This window comes from Arthrobacter sp. 9V, assembly GCF_902506065.1.
In the GTDB taxonomy this organism is placed as follows: domain Bacteria; phylum Actinomycetota; class Actinomycetes; order Actinomycetales; family Micrococcaceae; genus Arthrobacter.
Genome location: NZ_LR733026.1, coordinates 1 through 1,076, shown reverse-complemented (window position 1 = coordinate 1,076; position 1,076 = coordinate 1). Strand labels below are relative to the sequence as shown.

Here is a 1,076-nt window from a genome sequence, read left to right as displayed (position 1 = left end):
GCTCAAGCGTGCGACGCTCCTCATCGAGGACAACCAGCACGTCGAGCTCGGCGAGCAGTTCATCGCCGGCACCGTCGACCCGAAGGAAGTCCTCCGGGTCAAGGGTGTCCGAGAGGTCCAGAAGCACCTGGTCAACGGTGTGCAGGACGTCTACGGCTCGCAGGGTGTGCCGATCCACGACAAGCACATCGAGGTCATCGTCCGCCAGATGCTCCGCAAGGTCACCGTCGTCGACCACGGCGACACCGACCTGCTGCCGGGTGAGCTCGTCGACCGGTCGCGCTACAACGCGCTGAACCGTGCGGCGCTGCAGGAGGGTCGCAAGACCGCCTCGGCTCGCCAGGAGGTCATGGGCATCACGAAGGCGTCCCTCGCGACCGAGTCGTGGCTGTCCGCCGCTTCCTTCCAGGAGACCACCCGCGTGCTCACGCAGGCGGCCATGGAGGGCAAGCAGGACCACCTCGTCGGCCTCAAGGAGAACGTCATCATCGGTAAGCTCATCCCTGCCGGGACGGGCCTCAGCCGGTACCGTGACGTGGACGTGAACGCGACCGAAGAGGCGAAGGCGGAGCGGTACCCCAACCGCATCTTCGCTGACGACTCGTCGTTCTCGGACGCCGACCTGAGCTTCGTCGACTTCGACAGCTTCTCGTCGGACGACTTCACGCCGGGCACGTACAACTGAGCCTGATGTGATCCCACGAAGGCCCCGTCTCCGCAAGGAGGCGGGGCCTTCGTCGTGTCGTCACCACGTGACGGCCTGGAGGCACGGTGCCCGGCCGCCATGGGCCTCCCGTCCGCCGTGGGGTCGCGGCTAGAGCGCGCGGCCCGCGCCGTTGTCGCGGCCGGAGCCGCGACCGGTCTCGTCGACCAGCGAGAACAGGCTCAGCACGTTGCCGTCGGGGTCGCGGACGTCGAACCAGTCGACCGCGCCGTCGACGCACTCGACGGGGCCGATGTCGATGCCGAGCGCGCCGATGCGTGCGTGCTGCGCGGCGACGTCGTCGACGCCGAAGCGGACGCTGACCGGGTTCTCCTCGGCCTGTTCGTCGACGTAGAGCTGGATCCAGATGCCG

General features: G+C 68.1%; 1 protein-coding gene and 1 pseudogene. One reads left to right on the top strand and one right to left on the bottom strand.

The features are described 5' to 3' along the window. Positions 1–685: pseudogene (locus BACI9J_RS23485) on the top strand (DNA-directed RNA polymerase subunit beta'); the annotation flags it as partial. Between the two features lie 129 nt (positions 686–814). Here the strand turns inward: BACI9J_RS23485 and BACI9J_RS23480 are convergent. After that, positions 815–1,076: VOC family protein (locus BACI9J_RS23480; protein WP_442858672.1), on the bottom strand; the 262-nt coding region annotated here is incomplete at its 5' end.